The organism is Kaistella polysaccharea, assembly GCF_020410745.1.
Lineage (GTDB): Bacteria > Bacteroidota > Bacteroidia > Flavobacteriales > Weeksellaceae > Kaistella > Kaistella polysaccharea.
The window spans coordinates 2,371,872-2,388,041 of sequence record NZ_CP084528.1 but is presented as its reverse complement, the minus strand read 5'-3'; the positions used below and the strand labels follow the sequence as shown (position 1 = coordinate 2,388,041).

The window sequence follows — 16,170 nt, the reverse complement described above, 5'->3', positions numbered from 1 at the left end:
TTTTTGAAACCTTCAAAGGTGTGAAAGTACATTATCACATGCCCTTTATTAAAATATTTATTAAAACACAACGCAAAGCTGCAATCTTTTCAGCTTACTCTATTTTTTAACGAAAAAAATGAGGAAATTCCACATTTATATAAATTTGCAGTTATTTTTCTTTTTTTTCACCTGCTCCACTCAATTGTCTGTCCGCTAAATTTAAAGCATTAACAAAATAATTTAGACTTTTGGGTACACAGACCGATTATTCCCACAAAAAAAGGATGAGCAACCACTCATCCTTTCTTCAACTATTTAATAAATTGTTTATTTGATTATTTTTCTAACCACGCGTTCGCCACCGTCCAGCTGCGCATTTAGAATATAAGCACCTTTCAGCAATTGATCTGCACCGAAACGAATTTCTTTTGCATTCGTTTTCTGATTCATGATCATTCTGCCACTCATATCATACAATTCGTAGGTTGTAATGTTTTTCGCAGAAGATCTCATGACGAAGTCAGAACCATCACGGTAAACCTCTACTCCTTTTTTAACATCATTCCCTACTCCCATGGTAGTTGTTAAGTATACAATTTCAAAACGGTTGGTGTACTCACCGGCCGCTGCGGTGAAGGTATAATCACCTTTGCTTAAATCAGTTAATGTTTTCGCGTCTTTATCTTTTAGGTAAATACTTTGTTCCCCGGCAAAAATACCTTCTTTTTCACTTAAACTGATGGTGTATTTCCCCGTTTCAAAATGTTTGGTTCCTAGCATCACTACATCTTGAGTGTCCAGTGGATAAGCACGGCCTTGAATTCCCAACTTTTCGTCATCTAAAATACTGTAGAACGAATCTGAACCTACAGCAAAAAGTGGCGAATCATAATCCCATTCAAAACCATTGGTCGCCTCAGGAACATATCCTATTAAAATAGTATTTACATTTTCTGCTGGTGTTGTTAATTTCAACCAGAAACGGTCTTTAGAGGCCATTTTACTCATGTTGAAGAAGTAAGTGTCAGTTTCAACCCGGATTGAGTTACTAAATTTAAGTGGTAGTGCAACTTTTGCTTTTACGATAAATCCTTGCCCCAATTTAATAAATTTGGTGGGTACAGGCGAGGTCATACCAGGTCCAGGAACTGGAGAGGTAGCAGGAGACGTAGCAGCCACACCTCCTGTTCCGTTATAAATTGCATATCCATTTCCTGCGTAAGCAGTATCACCATTGGTTGTTCCTTTTCTATACGGATCTACATTCGTCCAGAAATAAGCAGTATGATATATCCTATCATCGTTTTGACTATACAATAAATCGAAATCAATATTTGAAGGGTAAGGATTTCCAACTAAGTTATAACCATTTCCTGCTGCGGACAGATTTTCATCACTCGTAATAGTTCCGGTGTGAGCAGCTCCCTTGAAAATACCGGTAAAGGTTTGCTTTTCTGTATACGTACTTGGTGCCATTATAGCATACCCTTTTCCAAGCTTAAAATTAGTTGCGTTGCCCACTGTGGCGAATAGATCTGTTGAAGTAATGTACTGATAAAATCTACTAGTAGCAGTATTCGGAGAGAAATCTACTAATTTTTGTGCTTTTACGGGACTGCTCCAATAGGTGTAATTATTTTTCGACATCCGGGAGTCACGGTATACAATAAACTTCCCTGTTCCTGTATAAGTTCCTGTATCTAGTACCTGGATTAAATTTCCATCGTTCTGAATATTGAATCCCGGCTCAGTCGGTGCGGTATTAGTGATATTGTTATTAACTTTCAAATAACTATTCGGTGTCACATTAAGGAAACCGGCATTATTTACGTTATTTTTAACATCAACAAAGGCTGTAGGGGAGATGTGTAAAGTCCCATTATTGATTAAATCATTACTTATATTGATATGTTTAGCGGCATTAACCGTTAAAGTTTTTCCCGAATTGATCGTACAGTTACAAACATCCATCGAAGTTGAAACTACGTAATTATCATTTATAATTATGGATTCAAATTTTGGAAGCGTACTGCCGCCATCCCATGCACCACCTGTGTAGGTACGAATATTTTCTACTTTGATAACAATTGATTGGGTGTTAGAAACTGATGGATTTCCATCAATTGCAGGAGTTGTTATTTTTAGCGTAAATGTATGATTTCCACCAGCTGTAAAAGTTACTGCACCCAAGTTCTGAATTGAGGATGTCCCGGTTGTATTATTGATATTTGGTCCTGTAGCTACATTTTTTGGATAGGTCCATGTGTACGATGTCATCCCATTAGGTCCTCCAGTAATATTTGCTACTGTTCCCTTACAAAGGAGATACAAATCAGAAGAAGGCGCCGCTTTCGGTGTTCCTCCAGCCGTGTTTACATCGCTAAATAGACGTGGCGTATTCCCCTTTCCTGTACATTTGGCATAGATGGCTGTTCCAATGTAAAATTCAGAATTATTAGTACATCCATTAGACCCACTGCTTGTAAGCCCTAAGGCACCTCCATTACTGTTAAGATCAATAAAAACTCCAGCACCTTCAGGAATCGTAAGGCGAACAGCAGCGTCCCAATAAATCTCTGCTTTTGGAAAGGCAGTACTTTCAGTCTTGATAGTCAAATTTTGTGTAGTCCCGTTAACTAAATTTAAATTTGCATTTAGTTTCAGTCTACCATTTACTATTAATTCTCCAATGCTCACAATAGTTTCTGTTGCAACCGTCACGACTGTATTAGTACCAATTGTTACCGACTTCGTAGTATTACTCGGAGAAGTATTGTTAAACACGTAATTTGACCCATTCCAAACCCCCCAAGTCGTTGTAGTCTCCCAATTACCGGAGGTAATAGATTTATAATCACCAATTTGCTGCGCGGAAAAAAGTGCAAAAAATAAGGTGAAGACGAAAGAAAGAAAAAGCTTATTCCCGGTAGGAAAGTCTTTTAAAAAAATAATTTTTGATTTCATAACATTTGTTTAAGGTTACAAATATAATTAAATAAATTCCATTCGTATAACAATTTTTTTTTAATATCAAAATATTTGGTCAACTAATGCATGATTTATTAAATTCTTACCCTATGAATCATACTTATTGGCAAATATTTAATTTATATTGTTTTATAATAAGGAATAAATAGTATTATATAATTTGTATTAAGATTTACATCTCCTTAAAATTTAGATTTGAAAACTTTTTTTCCACAATTTGCATATTAATCATCATTTTAGGGTTTCACACAGATTCTTTATTTTTGCATTAAAATAACCTATGCTCCTCATCGACTCGCCTTCCACCAATGCCTATTTCAATATCGCTTCTGAAGAATATCTGCTCACCCGTTTTCCAACCGAAGATATTTTCTTACTCTATGTAAATGCACCTTCCATCATCGTAGGGAAGTTCCAGAATACGCTGGCAGAAATCAATCTGGATTATGTACGGGAGAAAGACATCAAAGTCGTGCGCCGCATGTCGGGTGGCGGAACGGTTTACCACGATCTGGGAAACCTGAACTTTTCCTTCCACACGCTATTGGGAAAAAATGATTTCGGGGATTTTTCTGTCTTTACAAAACCGGTTCTCACGATGCTTAATAAACTGGGCGTGCCTGCAGAACTCAAAGGAAGAAACGACCTTCTTGTAAACGGCAAGAAATTCAGTGGCAACGCCAAACTGGCGCGCCACGGTAAGATAATCCAGCACGGCACTATTTTACTCAATTCTGAAATGGCAGTTTTGAGCGATGCGCTGAAAGTAAACCCCCTAAAATTCATTGACAAAGCCATTAAATCTACGCGGTCGCGCGTGACGAATCTGATCGATTATCTGCCCGCCGACACGACAACCAATCAACTGAAGATATGGCTCCTGGATGAAATTCGCAATAACAATCCAAAGGCGGAAACCTACACTTTAACACCAGAAGATATTGCGGGCATCGAGCAGCTCCAAAAAGAAAAATACGAAACCTGGGACTGGAACTTTGGATTTTCGCCGCAGTATAATTTTAAGAAAGCGATTAAAATCCCGGCGGGTTTTATTGAAGTCCACCTCGATGTCGTTCACGGACTTATCGAAAAAGCAAAAATCTTCGGTGATTTCTTTGCATCCAAACCCCTTGAAGAATTAGAAACCTTACTCGTGGGCCAAAAACACGAAACTGATGCGGTTGAAAAACTTTTGCAATCTGTTGATTTGACCGAATATTTTGGAAAAGTAACGGTAGATGAAGTGGTGGAGGCTTTTAAATGATGGGTTGATGTTGATGTGGTGATGTGGTGATGTGGTGATTCGGTAATGTGGTGATTAAAAGTTCGTCAGGTCGAGTGGTTTTCTGGAGCAAAGCGGAGGAAAATTGTATCGAGACCTTTCATTAAAAATACTTCTCGATACGCGTTGCGCTACTCGAAGTGACGAATGCTAATTATCTAAAGACGCGTCAGGTCGGGTGGTTTTCCGCCGCAAAGCGAAGGAAAATTGTATCGAGATCTTTTAAAACTTTTTCCTAATTTTATGTAAACACCACGACTATGCAAACTTCTTTCGTTTATATTTTAGAATGTGCTGATCATACTTTTTATGTTGGTGTAACAGTAAATATTGAGCAGCGATTAGAGGAGCATCAGCAGGGGAAATACGACGGATCTTATACATCGAGAAGACTTCCAGTGGAACTAGTATTCTACTGCCAATTTATGGATATCAATCTCGCTATCGAATTCGAAAAGAAAATTAAAAAGTGGTCCCACGCTAAAAAACAGGCTTTGATTGAGGGTCGATTTGAGGATCTGCCTAATCTGGCCAGAAAGAATTTTAAAAAGTAGGATCTTAATATACTTCTCGATACACGTCGCTGCGCGCCGCACTCGAAGTGACGAACGTTACTTCTCAAAATGACTCGTCAGGTCGAGTGGTTTTCTGGAGCAAAGCGGAGGAAAATTGTATCGAGATCTTTCATTAAAATACTTCTCGATACACGTCGCTGCGCGCCGCACTCGAAGTGACGAACATTGCATGTCAAAATGACGCGTCAGGTCGAGTGGTTTTCTGGAGCAAAGCGAAGGAAAATTATATCGAGACCTCTTTATTAAAAAGACTTCTCCATACGCGCGTTGCCCTACTCCAAGTGACGAACGCTGCTTGTCAAAACGACGCGTCAGATCGAGTGGTTTTCTGTAGCAAAAGCATAGGAAAATTGGATCGAGACCTTCAGCAAAAATACTTCTCGATACTGGCGTTGTGCTACTTGAAGTGACGAACGTTGTTTCTGAAAATGACACGTCAGATAGAGTGGTTTTCCGCAGCAAAGCGGAGGAAAATTGTATCGATACCTTTTAAAACTATTTGCTAATTTTATGCAAACACCACGACTATGCAAACATCGTTCGTTTATATTTTAGAATGTGCTGATCATACTTTTTATGTTGGTGTAACAGCAAATATTGAGCAGCGATTGGCGGAGCATCAGCAGGGGAAATACGACGGATCTTATACATCGAGAAGACTTCCAGTGGAACTTGTATTCTACTGCCAATTTATGGATATCAATCTAGCAATCGAATTCGAAAAGAAAATTAAAAAGTGGTCCCACGCTAAAAAACAGGCTTTGATTGAGGGGCGATTTGAGGATCTGACTAATCTGGCCAGAAAGAATTTTAAAAAGTAGGATTTTAATGTACTTCTCGATATACGTCGCTGCGCGCCGCACTCGAAGTGACGAATGTTTCTGATCTCAATCTTTCGTCAGGTCGAGTGGTTTTGCGTAGCAAAGCGGAGAAAAATTGTATCGAGACCTCTTTATAGAAATACTTCTCGATACGCGCGTTGCGCTACTCGAAGTGACGAACGTTACTTGTCAAAATAACGCGTCAGGTCGGGTGGTTTTCCGCAGCACAGCGGAGAAAAATTGTATCGAGACCTTTCATTAAAAATACTTCTCGATAAGCGCGTTGCGCTACTCGAAGTGACGGCATTATTAATTAAGTGGCAGCGTCTGGTTGAGTGGTTTTCCGAAGCAAAGTAAGGAAAATTGTATCGAGACCAATTTATAGAAACACTTCTCGATACGCGCGTTGCGCTACTCGAAGTGACGAACGTTGCTTGTCAAAACGACGCGTCAGGTCGAGTGGTTTTCTGGAGCAAAGCGGAGGAAAATTGTATCGAGACCTTTATATAATTATCTTCTCGATACGCTTCACTTTGTTGCGCTACTCGAAATGATACGACAACAAATTTTAAGCTTTTAAGATTGACTTAGGAGTTATTTACGTTAATAAAAATTGAAATTTATTCCTGTTAAAATTTTCAATAGATAAGGCATAAAAATCTCCAGTGTCCGAAGCGCGGCAATAGTCGCTATTCAAGATATAATCTAACGATCCGCGCAAGTTTGGAGATTTTGTTAGAATAAATTTTAATTTTTTAGTAAATAAATCCAGTCTTGACCTTTTTGTTACTTTTTATGTCAAGATAAAAAGTAAAATAAAGAAATTCTATAGGTTTGTTCGGTAAAATTTGAGTGATTTTCTAAGCGAAGCAAAGGAAAATTATATTGAGATTTTTTATTAAAAATACTTCTCGATACGTGCGTTGCGCTACTCGAAATGATAACATTATCAATTTAGCTCCAGCGTCAGATCGAGTGATTTTCTGGAGCACAGCGAAGGAAAATTATATCGAGACCTTTTTATTAAAAATACTTCTCGATACGCGCGTTGCGCTACTCGAAATGATGACATTATCAATTAAGCTCCAGCGTCAGGTCGAGTGGTTTTCCGCAGCACAGCGAAGGAAAATTATATCGAGACCTTCAGCAAAAATACTTCTTGATTCGTGCTTTGCGCTACTCGAAGTGTCGCACTAGAACTGTCGCCACAAAGTCTTTGCGATGATGCGCAGATCACCCAAGAAACTGCGCGTATAATAGTACTCCAGATTCATGCGCACCTTATCCGGAAAAAGAATAGTATCATTATAGCGTAAAGGATCTTCCTGTTGCGCGAGAAGTGAATCTTCATCATAGTATTTCAGACTGGCCTCAGAAGTGAGTCCCGGTTTTAACTCTAATATCTTTCGGTTTTCTCCCTTTAAGTTATCATAATACCCAGGAATATCAGGGCGTGGACCGACGAAACTCATGTCACCCCTTAAAACATTGTAGAGCTGGGGAAGTTCATCTATTTTCGATTTGCGGAGGAATTTTCCGAAAGTAGAGATGGAGTGCGTTTCAGCGCACATGCTGCGCAACTTGACAATGCGAAAGGATTTTCCATATTGTCCGATGCGCTGTTGCAGAAAAAGGCCGTTCGATTTCGTATCGATCGCAGCAATGAGCACCATCACCAGAAGAAGCGGACTTACAAGAAGAAGTCCGAGAAGAGAAAAGAGGATATCAAAGAGACGTTTTAAAATCAACGATTTAGAGAATTTTATGGGTTTTGTGAGGAATTAGACGGTAGTAAAGATTATCAAAATAACTTCTTAGATTTATAATAATCAAGACAAATTTGAGGATAGTTTTGACTTTCCATTTCCTGAATCACTTTTCCAATATCATGAACAAAACTTTTCATTTCAACCGTGTTTTTGTCGGTGTCATATTTTAAATAACAGGACAAGTTGAGCAGACTTCTATTCTGACCAATACTTCCCGTATTGTACAAGAAGTAAGAGTTCTTATCTCTTTTAAATTGCTGATGTGAGTGACCGAACATATAATTTGTCTCTATTTCAAGATTTTCAATATTGGTGTCGGCGAAAATATATTGGTTTCCTAAAGTATGCCTAATGGTATAATCTCCCACTGAAATGTGATCATCAAAATTAGAGATATTGTTAATTAATTCAGCATCAAATTTCGGATAGCAAAATTGGAAGAAGGCTTGTGCCACCTCATTTTTACCCTCATATTCTCCAGCAATAAAAAACTCCTCATGATTGCCCTTTAATAGCTTAATATTAGGGATTTTATTCAAAAACGCTACACATTCATTACTCCACGGACCGTAGTTGACAATATCGCCATGAGAAATAAAAAGATCGGTATCATCCTTCTCTATTTGAAATAATTTTTCCAAAGCAACTAAATTGCCATGAACATCTCCAAAGACCGTTACTATCATGCTACAATATTTTTAATACCTTGAGATAAAGATGTTGCCGGCTTCCAGTTTAATTTTTTAAATGTCAAAGAAGGATCAAAATAAAACGAAGAAGCATTCTCAGTTCCTGTTAATACTATTTCACAATTTATAAATTTTTTAATTTCATTAGCAACTTCCAAATTGGAGGTTGATTTTCCAGTTGCACCTAAGTAAATATCATTAGTATGAGTGTTTGCAGCCATTATGCAAAGGTCGGCAGCATCATCAACATAAATATAGTCTTGTTCTCTTTCGCCCTCGCCGAATAAGGTGATTTTATTATGATTTCTTGCAGATTTAATTAGGCTTGGAATAAAAGATGTATTGGTCATTTTCGGGCCATATACGTAGGCTAAACGTACAATTGAATAACGCTCCAGTGACTGAACTATAAATTCCCCTGCTAATTTTGATAGCGCATAAGTTCCGGGATTGACAAAAGGAGAATTTTCGACAATTGACCAATTCGCATCTCCATATACATTGGCACTAGATACGTAAACTAATTTGCTACTGGGAAATTTTTTAACATACGTATACAGCATGTTATTCATTTCTAATAACTCAGAATAGGGTGTGGCGTAATTTCCTGTTAGAAAGAAGATCAGATCAGGAATTAACGATAATTTTAGAACTTCTTCATTGGTGATGACCGTTGCTTTTAAATTGATACGATCAATATTAGTATTGTACACCGCATAAACTTTCAAACCGCGTTCAATCAGTTTATTAACTATAACACTCCCTATAAAACCATTTGCGCCAACCACTACAGCATTTTTCATATTTTATTTCTCTAAATTAAAATTAAAGAATTCCGCTCTTGGATCTTCTAAAATATTGTTTTCTTTGAGGCTCTCAATTTGGTTTTCATCAATAAAAAGGTCAGACCAGGTTCTCATTACGATTCCCTTTCGCAAATTTGGCTGTTCTACCTTTTCATCGAAAAGATAAAATTTAAGAACTGCTTCTACTTCATTAAACCCAAAAAAATGTCTAATCGGTGTAGTTCCGCTAAAACGCCCGTTGATCTCAAAAATAACCGGTTTACCATTGGCGATTCTAAACTGAAAGTTTACCGGTCCGTCGGGATTCAGTTTTTCCGCTATGGGAATAATAAACTCATCGTATTTTGACGTGTGCTCATCACGGTAAGCTCTATACGTATTGCCGTCCCGTAAGTCTCTTTTTAAAGAAACGATTGCAACGCATTTGCCTCCAAGTACTAAACAGCCACACGTAAATTCGCCCTCAGTTTCATCTAGATATTGCTGAACAACAAGATTACTTTCAGGATCGTAAATCTCCATTAACTCTGCATGATCATGAATTTTTTTAATACCTAAAGAGCGCGCACCATCAAAAGGTTTAGCAAACAAAGGAAATCCGAGCTTTTCCTCGATTTCGGAGAGCTTAGCTTTACTATCAGCCATTACCGAGAATGGAAAAGGAAAATTATTTTGTTCTAAAAATTCAGCTGTGAGGAATTTATCATTTGCTATCTCAATGACCTCTTCACTACTAACGATCACATTACAATTGAAATATTCCTGAAATTCTTTTTTATATTGAGCCAGAATAGGAAGTTCAACATCAGTTCCAACCAGAATTGCGTCAATTTTGTACGCAGCAACTACTTTTTTTAACGCGTCAATATAATTTGCGTCTGAAACTTTGGGAATGGTGATGGCAAAATCTCCCAACCAGTGACCAGTAGATCTCGGATCTGGATCAGCAGTGTAAATTTTTTTGGGGAAATCGGCGATATTTAGTAGACGTAGAATGCCTTGACCTAACAGTGCTCCAGCACCTGTAACTAAAATATTTTTTTCCATATTATTCTAAATTAATATTTATCTTGGTTATCAAAACGGGGCATTGTTGCATGTCCATCAGCTGTGATACCATCAGTTTTTACTATTTTCTTCAAAGTTAGAAATATAATTTTCACATCGATAAAAAAGGAAAGGTGATCTACGTACCAAACGTCATAGGTGAATTTTTGCTCCCAACTAATGGCGTTTCGTCCATTGACCTGTGCCCATCCGGAAATTCCTGGTCGGACTTCGTGTCTACGTTTTTGCAAATCATTGTAGTATGGCAAATAATCAGGCAATAAAGGTCGTGGTCCGATCAGACTCATATCACCCTTGACGACATTTATAAGCTGGGGAATTTCATCGAGGGAGGTTTTACGCACGAAGTTACCAAGAGCCGTAAGCCGTTGTTCGTCAGGCAGCAATTGACCTGCTGAATCTTTGTCATCGTTCATGGTTTTAAACTTTATGATGTTGAAGAGCCGCTCTTCTTTCCCGGGACGACGTTGAAAAAAGAAAGGTTTGCCTTTGTTGGCAACAGAAAGACCGATGAGAACAAAAAGAAAAACAGGACTGATGAGAAGGAAGCCCACCAGTGCCGCTGTAAAATCAATAAGTCTTTTGAAGAAGTTTTTATACATTTAATAAGCTATTTTATCGTAAAATTTAAGGAGCTCTTCCCAGAGCCTGCGTTGTTCAAATTTGGCGCTTATTAGATCTCTGGGTACCTGTGACATGGTAGTAATCGTATCTTTGTTTTCAAGTGCATATTTCATTTTTTCATAGAGCACCGTGTGATTTTTTGGCGGAATTAAAAACCCGTTCACATGATCTTCAATAATTTCGTTACAGCCTATAATATCAGAAGAGATTGCAGGAACGTTCATCGCGGCTGCTTCCATTAAAACAATCCCGAAGCCTTCTCTATACGATGGAAATACAAATAGGTCCATCGCATTTAAATAGGACCGAACATCATATTGTACGCCTGCTTCAATGATATTATTGTTTCTTTTAATTACTGAAATCGTTTCTTCTCGTAATGGATCCAAATGGTCTTCATAACTACCCACCAGCAGTAATTTAATTTTCGAGTACTCCCCATTTAATTGATTAAATGCTTCTACAAGTTCATTGATGCCCTTATCACGAACCAGTCTCCCTAAGAAGCCGAATACAAAATCATCTTCTGCAATTGCGAACGTCGGTCGTATATTCTTAACGTCAGAATGGTTTGGATCAAAATAATTAAGATCGATTCCATTTGCGCTGCCGTTCCAAATTACTTTGATTTTTTCCTTTGTTATTTTGTCGGTATGCAGCACCTCTCGTACCCCTTTACTCACTGCAATAATATCGGTTGCAAAAAAACATGAAATTCTCTCCATGCTCATCAGTAGCTTTTTCTTAAGGCCGTTCGTTCCCTGATACCGTAATCCATGAACATAATAAATTCTCGTAGGAACTTTGCAAAACCAAGCTGCCGAAAGAGACAAAAAACTTCCTTTGGGAGTATTTGCGTGCAGCAGATCAGGCCGATTTTTATAAAAATAAAGCAATAATTTAAAAAGGCTTACCAGATCAGAAAATAAAGAAATTTCTCTAGCCATCTTTATACCATGACTTTTTACTTTGTTAAAATCTGCTGTTTCGTACAAAGCGCTCTCTGGAGATGAAATAAGGGTAACATCAAATTTCTCTCGTAATTTCAGAAGTTGCCCTTTAAAAAAAACAAAAGACATAGGGACGGTGGTGACGATAAATAATTTCTTTTTAATTACCATTATTTTCTTTTAAAACAGCTTCATAAACTTTAATATATTTATCGGTCATAATCTCTATATCATATAATTTAGATCTCTCAAAGCACCGCTCCGCAATATCGTTGTAAAAAAGACGATCAGTACCTAAGTGAAAAAGTAACGATGTTAACTTCTCATGATCACCTACATTAAAAAGCAAACCAGCGCCCTCCACCACCTCAGCTACACCAGGCACATTTGTGGCAATAATTGGTTTTGCCGCTGACATTGCCTCAACCGCAGAGAGCCCAAAGCCCTCATAATGCGAACTTAAGATATTAACATCGGACATCTTAATAATTTGAAATATATCACTTCTTGATCCCAAGAACCTCACCCGTGGAAGAACACCTAAGTCCTCTGCGTATTTTCTATATTTTTCGAGGTTAGGCCCATCTCCGGCAAATAATAATTTATAATTTTCCGGCAAGCCTGCCAGCGCTCTTATTACCGTACCTTGATCTTTTTGATCTGCAAATCTCGCCGACATAAGCAAAATAATATCTGTAGGTGAAAGGTTAAAATCCGACCTATTGGCCATTGAACTATTATTGATGGAATTGAAATCAACACCGTTATCAATAACTTCAATCTTATCTCCCCTAATACCTAAATGGCTTTTAATGAAAAACTCCACTGCGGAAGAAATGCCCACGATTTTGGAGAATCTACTATACACAAATTTTTCTGCAAATTTAAAAACCTTGTGTGTCGCTCGTCGATTATAGGCATTGTGTTCCGTAAATACGATTGGTATATTATATTTTGTAAACAAAGATGCAAAAGCCACTAAATAGGAAGCCGGAAAAATATGAACATGTACTATGTCATATTCCGCCATTAAAGCAGCGATTTTTCTAACATACGTAAAACGATATCTGTTTTTCACATTAATATCTAAAGAAATAATTTTTATATTTGCTAAATGTAACTCATCCAAAAAGTGAGAATTGGCACCATCAATAAGTAAAAGGTGGCAATCAATTTTTCTTTCAACCAGTTTTTGCACCAACTTACCTACAAACCTCGCTCCACCACTAGTGGATGGTAGGCTATCTATCACCTGGAGAACTCTCATTTTGTAAATATCAATTTTAATAAGTTAATTGAGAATGGCATGCGCAAAATATATTTAAACAGGTTTTTATTTTTATTATCATATACAATCGTGAAAATAGGGATTTTATTATCTAATAGAAAACGTCTCACTCTAATTATTTCAGATTTTTCGATTGAATTTCGTAATCCCAAATTTAGTACACCTAGACCAACATCACTAATAATTTTATCAAAATACTTTTTATCCTCTAATGACTTTGAATTATCTTTTTTAAATATTACAAGATATTTTATAATGTTAAATAGATCATCAAAAAGCTTTTTCCTACTTGTGATACTCTTATTTCTAGTAATTGAATTAGGTGACTGCAAAAATCGCTGAATTAAAATACCTTTGACTGTTACATGTTGAGCATAGAAAAAAGCACGCGCGTTAAATTCAATATCCTCACTATAGAGATGGTCTTTAAATTCCAAACTATATTTATTAAGAAAACTTCTTAGGTAAATCTTATTACATGCTGATGGCATAATCAAATTATTCAACCAAAATTTTCTTCCTGTAATATTTTTAATGTCAGGAGGATTATATGCTGAGATAACGTCACCATAAATTGATATATTTTCAGATGCAAGTTGAACAATGTCGGCATTGCAATTTTCTAAAAAATTATAATTTCGTAAAACTAAGGTATCATCGGGATCCAAAAAAATAATATACTTGCCTGAAGCATTTTTAATGCCTGTATTTCTAGCGCCACCTAAACCCCTATTTGTTTGTCTTATTATTTTATAATTTGTCTTTTCCACCAAATAATCAGACGCAATTTTAACCACCTGATCCGGAGACTCATCATCAACAAGAATTACCTCAAACTTCTCTTCGTGGAGCCCAGTTGAATAAACTGATTCTAGACATGTGACTATATATTTTTCAACATTATAACATGGTATAATTATAGAAAGTATTTTTTTCATTACCCTTTTATAAACATTAAATAAGTGAATAAGTAATACAGTGCTATCACGCCACCAATAATACGATACTGATTTGGAAACATTTTATATCTCAAAAGTGGATACGCAATTATGGGAGCCATAAGAAACCAGGATAAATAGGCAAATCTATTGGAGAAATTAGCTCTAATGATTAAAATCCAGAACGCATTTGCAATCATAAAGGTTCCCCAGAGATGAATATAAAATGTATCGGTGATTTTCTTCTTAAAAATAAAATACCAACCTGCAAAAACGGCGAAGGAAGAATAAAATACAAAGTCCCACCTAAATCCTGTTGACGCAAAAGTATCATTATTTATATTTCCTTTTGTTAAATAGTCTTCTGCACGCGTATCGTCACCAAACCCTAATCCGCCAAAAAATCCTTCCCAAAAACTCCCTCCGACCAGAGAAAGCGGAATGGCCGCTAACCATATAATCAAATAAGTTTTAGGGTTTTTGTGAAATCCTGCAACTGCAAAACCTGCAATCGGAATGATTAGAGAACTATGGATAAAATAAGAAATTATAATTAATATATATAATATTATTTTCTTTTTATAAAAACATAGTGCTAAAATAAATATTGCGGTGGCCATTCCATTTCGAATGCCATTGGTTCCATAAGCCCAAAATGAAAATGACCCTACAAACATAAAAAAAACAAAATACCAATAAGTGCCACAATATTTTTTGGAAAAGATATAGCAAGGAATTGTATAAATCAGTGCACATAGAAAAAAGAACCACCGCTCGTTCATAATTTTCGTACAGGCAATCATGAAGTAATTAAATAAATAGTCTGAAGTAATTATGAAAGTCTCACCAGATTGTACTTTCCTGTAAATTTGAGCATAGGTACCCATATCAATAAAATATTTACCACTTACGGGTCTATTTCCCATGTAAAAACAAATTAAAGCAAGCAGGCAAAAACCGAATATTTGTGAAAATCTGCGCGTATCTTCGGAGAAAATATCATTTTGAGTTGAATGCCACAAAATAATTACCATCAGGAAAAACATGAAGTGATAATAAATTGCTGTGTAGCTGCTTAAGGGAATCCAGTCGAACAAAGATGTTAGATGTTAGATGTTAGATTGCAAAATTAAACTTTTCTCGATGATCTCATTTTGAGATTCTGATTTTAAAAAAATGCGCACCTTACCTTAATGATTGAAATAAATCCTTCCATTGCTGCATTACTTTTTCGAGACTAAAACGTTCTACATTTTTCATACCTTTTCCCCCCATTTCACAGCGCAAATTTGCATTTTCCATCAGGATTTTTAATTTCTCAGCAAAAATAGGTATATTTTTAGAAGGAGTGAGAAATGAATCTTCACCATCAATTAAAATATTCCGCGGACCATTTGGAGAATCATAGGAAACAACGGGCATTCCAACAGAAAGAGCTTCTAATAAAACCATCGGAAAACATTCGGTATCAGAAGTCATGGCGTAAATACTATAGTCAGTCATGGTTTCGAGCAAATTATTTACGCTCCCTTTAAATTTAAGCACACTATGCAAATCATGTTTTGCGACCAATTGTTCCAATTTCTCCTGTGTACCCAAGTAATCCTGGCCGTAAATATGCAGTTGCCAGTCGGGAAAATCGAGCTGAATCAAAGCCCAAGCCTCTATCAACTGATCAAAAGCTTTCACTGGTGAAATTCGGCCTGCCGCTAATACCTGTTTTTTTGAAAGGTCAGCATATAAATTTGTGTGCTCTACAGGATTAGGAATTACAAATGCATTGCCAGAATTAACATAGGTTTTTTCGTCTTCATTCAAAACGATGATTCGATCGTAAAGACCGTCAATATAATCATTGAACCAAAATAGGAGTTTTGTTTTTAAGGAGGTTTTATTTCTTTGTTTGGCTTCAAAGAATCGGGAACTGTGCCTTTCTTTAATTACTTTAGCTCTTGAAAAAATAAAAGGCAGCCAGTAATGGTCAAAATTGTAATTCGGTGATATTATGACGTCCGGTTGCAGTTCTTTAAACAGCTTTCTTTGCTTCTTAAAATGAAGAAATGCTTTCCGTAGGTTTTCACCGGAAAAATAGGATTTAGAGCGATTATAATCAACTCCTAAGTCGATAAGCTTTATCTTCTCATCTAATGGATAGCAGCCCGCATTCTGACCTTGCTCAGTTGTTACGATATATACCTCTACCCCATTTTGGCTGGCAAAATAATTGGCTTTGGTTGCCATGACCTTTTCAATGCCACCGTGAAGAAAGATTTGATCTGTATTGTAGAGGATTTTCAATGGAAGTTGGATGTTAATGTTGGCTGTAGGGGACAAAAATAAAGATTTTTTAATTAAGAGTTGCTTTTATTGCCTACATTTAAGATTTTTGG

At 36.7% G+C, this 16,170-nt stretch carries 14 protein-coding genes; 3 read left to right on the top strand and 11 right to left on the bottom strand.

The annotated features are described in order from the left end of the window. Window positions 1–309 precede the first annotated feature (309 nt). Window positions 310–2,946, bottom strand: a complete 2,637-nt coding sequence (locus LC814_RS11080) for a T9SS type A sorting domain-containing protein (RefSeq protein WP_226063989.1) — start codon at window positions 2,944–2,946, stop codon at window positions 310–312. A gap of 304 nt (window positions 2,947–3,250) precedes the next feature. Between LC814_RS11080 and lplA the strand changes: the two genes are divergently transcribed. From lplA to LC814_RS11065, 3 genes are all read left to right on the top strand, one after another. Continuing rightward, on the top strand, window positions 3,251–4,234 hold the full coding sequence (lplA, locus tag LC814_RS11075) for a lipoate--protein ligase (RefSeq protein WP_226063988.1): 984 nt from the start codon (window positions 3,251–3,253) through the stop codon (window positions 4,232–4,234). Between the two features lie 278 nt (window positions 4,235–4,512). Continuing rightward, entirely contained in the window at window positions 4,513–4,806 is a 294-nt protein-coding gene (locus LC814_RS11070; RefSeq protein WP_226063987.1) for a GIY-YIG nuclease family protein, read from the top strand. A 548-nt stretch (window positions 4,807–5,354) separates the two neighbouring features. Next, entirely contained in the window at window positions 5,355–5,648 is a 294-nt protein-coding gene (locus LC814_RS11065; RefSeq protein ID WP_226063986.1) for a GIY-YIG nuclease family protein, read from the top strand. A gap of 1,193 nt (window positions 5,649–6,841) precedes the next feature. Here the strand turns inward: LC814_RS11065 and LC814_RS11060 are convergent. The 10 genes from LC814_RS11060 to LC814_RS11015 all read right to left on the bottom strand — a co-directional run bounded on the left by LC814_RS11060 (window position 6,842) and on the right by LC814_RS11015 (window position 16,114). Next, window positions 6,842–7,396 carry a sugar transferase gene (locus tag LC814_RS11060; RefSeq protein WP_226063985.1) on the bottom strand — a complete coding sequence of 185 codons (555 nt, stop codon included), beginning with the start codon at window positions 7,394–7,396 and terminating at the stop codon, window positions 6,842–6,844. 53 nt (window positions 7,397–7,449) lie between these two features. Beyond that, window positions 7,450–8,103, bottom strand: a complete 654-nt coding sequence (locus LC814_RS11055) for a metallophosphoesterase family protein (RefSeq protein WP_226063984.1) — start codon at window positions 8,101–8,103, stop codon at window positions 7,450–7,452. Continuing rightward, complete coding sequence (locus tag LC814_RS11050; RefSeq protein WP_226063983.1) at window positions 8,100–8,909, bottom strand: NAD-dependent epimerase/dehydratase family protein; 810 nt, start codon at window positions 8,907–8,909, stop codon at window positions 8,100–8,102. The genes LC814_RS11055 and LC814_RS11050 overlap by 4 nt, the downstream gene beginning before the upstream one ends. 3 nt (window positions 8,910–8,912) lie before the next feature. Then, the gene (locus LC814_RS11045; protein WP_226063982.1) at window positions 8,913–9,959 is read right to left on the bottom strand and encodes an ATP-grasp domain-containing protein; all 1,047 of its coding nucleotides are present in this window, start codon (window positions 9,957–9,959) and stop codon (window positions 8,913–8,915) included. An 11-nt stretch (window positions 9,960–9,970) separates the two neighbouring features. Next, window positions 9,971–10,582, bottom strand: a complete 612-nt coding sequence (locus LC814_RS11040; protein WP_226063981.1) for a sugar transferase — start codon at window positions 10,580–10,582, stop codon at window positions 9,971–9,973. After that, window positions 10,583–11,725: a glycosyltransferase family 4 protein gene (locus tag LC814_RS11035; RefSeq protein WP_226063980.1), complete on the bottom strand. Its 1,143-nt coding sequence runs from the start codon at window positions 11,723–11,725 to the stop codon at window positions 10,583–10,585. Beyond that, complete coding sequence (locus tag LC814_RS11030; RefSeq protein WP_226063979.1) at window positions 11,715–12,821, bottom strand: glycosyltransferase; 1,107 nt, start codon at window positions 12,819–12,821, stop codon at window positions 11,715–11,717. Before LC814_RS11030 ends, LC814_RS11035 begins: the two co-directional genes overlap by 11 nt. Then, window positions 12,818–13,780 (bottom strand): glycosyltransferase family 2 protein, encoded by a 963-nt coding sequence (locus LC814_RS11025; protein ID WP_226063978.1) that lies wholly within the window; start codon window positions 13,778–13,780, stop codon window positions 12,818–12,820. The genes LC814_RS11030 and LC814_RS11025 overlap by 4 nt, the downstream gene beginning before the upstream one ends. Continuing rightward, complete coding sequence (locus LC814_RS11020; protein WP_375373408.1) at window positions 13,780–14,814, bottom strand: EpsG family protein; 1,035 nt, start codon at window positions 14,812–14,814, stop codon at window positions 13,780–13,782. Before LC814_RS11020 ends, LC814_RS11025 begins: the two co-directional genes overlap by 1 nt. Window positions 14,815–14,965: 151 nt before the next feature. Next, a complete protein-coding gene (locus tag LC814_RS11015) occupies window positions 14,966–16,114 on the bottom strand; it encodes a glycosyltransferase family 4 protein (protein ID WP_226063976.1) in 1,149 nt (382 codons plus the stop codon). Between the last annotated feature and the right edge of the window lie 56 nt (window positions 16,115–16,170).